This is a genomic window from uncultured Cyclobacterium sp. (genome assembly GCF_963976465.1).
Lineage (GTDB): Bacteria > Bacteroidota > Bacteroidia > Cytophagales > Cyclobacteriaceae > Cyclobacterium.
In genome coordinates, this window is record NZ_CAXBOC010000461.1 from 1 (window position 1) to 4,511 (window position 4,511).

The window sequence follows — 4,511 nt, forward strand, 5'->3', positions numbered from 1 at the left end:
GATAAACTTTCTCAAAATCAGACGTTTAAACACTTAGCCTGACGGCTATGGGGCTGACACCCTTGGCTGAGATATTGCGTCCCTTTAGGGCTTAGGGTAATCATAGGACTTGGTATACGATTTTAGTAGGAATGGACGTTGGGATTTTGATCTTCACCTAGGTGTAATTTGCAATTACACCTTTATATCAATGGCTATAAACTTTAGAAAAGTCATTTTAAATGGCCATTTGCAATGGCCTAATCTAAATCATCTCAGAAAATCGTTCTTGTGCTATAATTGGCATTATCCCTTGTATCCATGGAATATACGCCTTAAAAAAAATATCAGCAAACATTAACGGTCTGGTAATGTATCTAACTGCGACAATCAACCGAAACAGGAACTGCGACGGATTAAAAAGTTTTAAGCTAAAATTTAGCCCTATACATCATTAAATTTGATAGGTTTGATTTGCAGTTAGTCAACGAAAGTCTCTTTGATAATGGCTTTTAGTTCATTTATCTCTGGTTTTGATAATCGACCTAAAGGCCTTACAATCCTTACCTTATCAATTGTTCTAATTTGGTCAACCACAATCCAGCCAATTTTGTTGTCATGTTTTACTTTAATTCTGGTGGGATAGTTTTTGGAGTTCGTTGTCATAGGAGCCACAACTAAGGTTCTGAGGTATTTATTCATTTCATTTGGAGAGACAATAACACAAGGCCTTGTCTTTTTAATTTCACTCCCAATCGTAGGGTCAAGATTCACTAAGACGATCTGATATTGTTCTATTCCCATTCTTCTAGATTGTCCTCTTCAAAGATATCATTAATCAAAAGTTTGTCGTCCCCATTTTCATTCATTTCTTTAAATGCCTTTTCCCAACCTTTTCTAGGGGTAGCCAATGGCCTCAAAACAATTTGATCTTCTTCAAGAATTAAGTCAATCCTATCCTTAATATTATACCGCTCTATAAGCGTTTTACTAAGTCTAATCCCCTTAGAATTACCTATTTTCACCACTGATATTTCCATTTTCTTAAGACTTTATGTAATTACAAAGTTATCACTTCCGAGATATTATTCCAAATTCTGTTTAAACCACTAGGCTGAAAATTCAAGGGGTTAACATAATAGTTATCCAGTAAGTTGAAATTTAGAATACATGTTCAATTTCTTCATCAGGGAGATTTTGTCAGCATTGTTGCAGAAAAATGGCAACAATGCCGCCAAAATCAAGGTGGGTGGGTCATTTTATCCCAAGGGCTGACACCCTTTGTAAATTTGGGGTAGTACTAACAAGCAATAAATTTTAAAACTGTAAACTTTTTTCAGGACGGGTCACTTGGCTGAGATATTGCGCCCCTTTAGGGCTGGGTGTTGTCTTAAAATTTTATATGCGTTTTTTGTAAAATATAGTCGTTATTATTTTGTCAGCATTATTGCAGAAAAAAAAGCAACATTGCCTCCAAAATGGATTGCATTACATATATCTATTCCAGTGGCTGATGCCACTTGCTATCATCTTATCACCCCTAAAGGGGTTTTTGATTGAATTAAATGTTACCATATGGATTTAGTAATAGGCAAGCCTAACAAAATCAATTGGCGTTCTTTCACTAACCTAGTGGCTGAAGCCGCTTGCTATAATCATATCTCCCCTCCCGGGCTTTGGTGCTTTCATAGAGCCATATATGCAACTTCGATGAAGAATATAAGAAGAAATTTTGCTTGCATTGGTGTGGAGAAAATGGAAACCATGACGGCAAAATTGGTTACTTGATTAGTCCCTGATACTTGCCCATCCAATAGGGCAAAAGCCAGTAAACCGGTTCTTTCTCCTCTGAGGGATTGCCGGAAACAGCCAAATAGGGATTGTTGTCCCAGCGCATGGTGCGGTATTCACTGGGCGGCCTTAATTCATTTACCTGAATCTCTTCCAAAATCGGAGACCTCACCAATTGTAGGTCTTCTCTCCTGCCATTGTCTATGCGCCAATCTACCAAACTCAGGGGAGCATCCTGCAAAAAGAAAATAGAAGCCTCCAGTTCATCGCTTCCCTCAGTCAATAGGTTGTAAGTAAAATTAAGCATGGGACTCTGCGTATCTCTGAATTTTGCAAACCATTGGTCCAAATGTTTGCGGTACTCGGCCTTCAACTCAGGATCTTCTTCCAGATTAATAAGCGGCGGATAAATGTACAGGGCCATGTAAATGTCAAAATAAGTTTCAAAAGCCGGATTGGTGGTATACAATTGCTTGGCATTTTCCAAATACCCCTCTTCTTTGATTAACTTTATATAGGCTTCCTGATAAGCTGCTTTGCCGGTAATCGCATGGGCAAACTTGAGAAATGACAGTATCTCCAGCGAATTCAAGGGTTTCTCCGGTGACCATTCAGGATCATCATTCAGGCTTTTAGGCGACCATACACCCCATTTTGTGGGCTTGCCGTCTACGCCTACCAGATAGAAATCATTCCTCAACAAATGATCCATGATTTGTTCCACATGGGCTGCTATTCTTTGCTTCTCTGCCTCATCGGCCACGAGTAAATAATACCAGTAATACCCAAAAAAATGTCCGGCAAATTCATCACTGCTGGTATCTCCCTTCCACAACCATTTCCCATCCTCTGAAGGATGCCAACGAACTTCCACCGGCTTAGTCCTTGGATTATCGATGATGGCTTCTGCCAATTCCCTGTCGGTATAGGTCCTGTTCATGTCATGCATGGGCCTGTCCCAGTCTACCGGAACCACTGTCCGGGCAAAAAAACCCTCTCTATCGGTGACTTCACGCAAAAGGTGCAAAAAGTCAAAGGCTTTCTTTGCCCTTTCCTTGGCTTCCTCGCTACCGGTGACCGCATAACGAAAAGACTCCATGGCCAAATACATGGCCGTATATTCCCCGTCATTGTCGTCGTCATCGGCCACTATGCTACTGGTATCTCCCGGCACTTCCAGTTTAAACCTTGCGACAATTCCAGGTTCCCTAACATGTCTTGTAATCAACTGATCATAGAAATAATCTGCCTTTTCGGCCAAGGTCATTTCTTTTCTTCCGATAAGACTCACGCCATCTGAAGTCGCCACCCAAGCATTTCCATTGGCATCAAAATCAATATCTCTTACCTCATCCGCCCGTAACCAACGCTTGCTTAAGCGGACGGAATAATCATTTTCTCCCGGCTGAAAGCGGGTAATCCCATAATCAGTTCCTACCCACATTTTGCCGTCAGGGGCTTTTTTTACAAAATTCACATGGATATTGGTAATGCCATCGGCCGGCTCTTTTCTATCGATTACCCTGTCCCCTTTTCTTATGGTGACACCCCCGAGTCCTGCAACCCATAGATTACCTTGCTCATCAAAATCCAGCCCCTTGACATAGGCACTGATCAGTTCTTCATTTTTTTGATAGGCTATTGTTTGCGCTTCATTGCTATGGTACAATCCTATATCGGTCCCCAACCAAAGCCCACCATTCTTGTCCGTAAGTACTGCACGAATACTTCTGGCATTGGTGAAATTCTTGGACTTCCATTCGTTCTCGCTGTACAGCCAAATCCCATAAGGTCCAAATGCATAGACACCTTCGGGCGTACTGAGTACCTTCGCGATAGGAGGTTTTGGCCCGGGAACTTGCACCAGTGCATCATTCTCCAATACGTAAACCCCATCCCATGAAGCCAGCCAAACCTTGCCCGAAGGTTCTGTATCCAGGTCATAAGCCGGCCCTACATTTTCTTCAGGAAGCATTTGTTCCCAATCGGCACCTGTTTTAGGCTTTCTGTAAACACCATACCCCGTAGCAATCCATACGTTTTGATCAGGAGCCAAATGAATGGCACGCACATCATTGGCGGCAGGGATTTCCTTATGCACCACAAAACCTTTATGGTATTCCTGTACAAAGGCTGTATCGGTATGGCTTGTAGACTGTCCTTCGGAACCAATGTCCACCTCTGTGGTTTCCCCACAGCCCATGCCAATAAAGGCCATCAAAAGGCCTAGGGCATTGATTTTTATTATTGTGTTCATCTTATGGTGCTTGTATTAAAAAGGGCAGGATTGGAAATTGTAAAACGACTTAGGAATTAAAGCGCTTCATGATTTCTTTCCAGTCGGTGAAAATGATACCCTCTTCTTCAAAAAATTGCTTCATTTCCGGATCTGCAAACATTTCCGCTTCCCAAATCCTTTGCTGCCAGGATCCGGTGATGGTTTTCAATTGTTCGGTATCTGCGGAGGGATGAAAAATGATCTCTGTTAATCCCGGCTTGAGTGACCTGATCAAATCCTTAAAAACTTCCTTTTTCTCTTCATAGGTATCTGCCTTGGGAGCAGAAGTAAAAAAGTCCAGTTTGGGCAAGGTGTAGGTAGCCATAAAGTCTACCACCTCATCGGTAATGGGATAACCTCCTTGTCTAAAAATCTCAACCACTTCAGGCTTAGAAAGGTCAATGGCATTGGCCGGAATACCATATTCCATGGCCATTTTAAGGTAGACAATAGCATATTTGGG

General features: G+C 41.8%; 5 protein-coding genes. 1 reads left to right on the forward strand and 4 read right to left on the reverse strand.

Annotated features, from left to right (window positions below; genetic code table 11):
- Positions 1-459: 459 nt before the first annotated feature.
- On the reverse strand, positions 460-783 hold the full coding sequence (locus tag AAC037_RS20265; protein WP_339905164.1) for a type II toxin-antitoxin system PemK/MazF family toxin: 324 nt from the start codon (positions 781-783) through the stop codon (positions 460-462).
- Complete coding sequence (locus AAC037_RS20270) at positions 774-1,019, reverse strand: AbrB/MazE/SpoVT family DNA-binding domain-containing protein (RefSeq protein ID WP_339905166.1); 246 nt, start codon at positions 1,017-1,019, stop codon at positions 774-776. Before AAC037_RS20270 ends, AAC037_RS20265 begins: the two co-directional genes overlap by 10 nt.
- A 535-nt stretch (positions 1,020-1,554) precedes the next feature.
- Between AAC037_RS20270 and AAC037_RS20275 the strand changes: the two genes are divergently transcribed.
- Entirely contained in the window at positions 1,555-1,767 is a 213-nt protein-coding gene (locus AAC037_RS20275; RefSeq protein WP_339905167.1) for a hypothetical protein, read from the forward strand.
- Here the strand turns inward: AAC037_RS20275 and AAC037_RS20280 are convergent.
- The gene (locus AAC037_RS20280; protein ID WP_339905168.1) at positions 1,760-4,027 is read right to left on the reverse strand and encodes a regulator; all 2,268 of its coding nucleotides are present in this window, start codon (positions 4,025-4,027) and stop codon (positions 1,760-1,762) included. The two genes, AAC037_RS20275 and AAC037_RS20280, sit on opposite strands and share 8 nt — an antisense overlap.
- 49 nt (positions 4,028-4,076) lie before the next feature.
- A partial coding sequence (locus tag AAC037_RS20285; RefSeq protein WP_339905169.1) for a ChbG/HpnK family deacetylase occupies positions 4,077-4,511 on the reverse strand: 435 nt, incomplete at its 5' end.

Bases quoted from the DNA above. Each gene is read 5' to 3' on its own strand.
- AAC037_RS20265 (WP_339905164.1), bottom strand. From the start codon at position 783: ATGGGAATAGAACAATATCAGATCGTCTTAGTGAATCTTGACCCTACG.
- AAC037_RS20275 (WP_339905167.1), top strand. From the start codon at position 1,555: ATGGATTTAGTAATAGGCAAGCCTAACAAAATCAATTGGCGTTCTTTC.
- AAC037_RS20270 (WP_339905166.1), bottom strand. From the start codon at position 1,019: ATGGAAATATCAGTGGTGAAAATAGGTAATTCTAAGGGGATTAGACTT.
- AAC037_RS20280 (WP_339905168.1), bottom strand. From the start codon at position 4,027: ATGAACACAATAATAAAAATCAATGCCCTAGGCCTTTTGATGGCCTTT.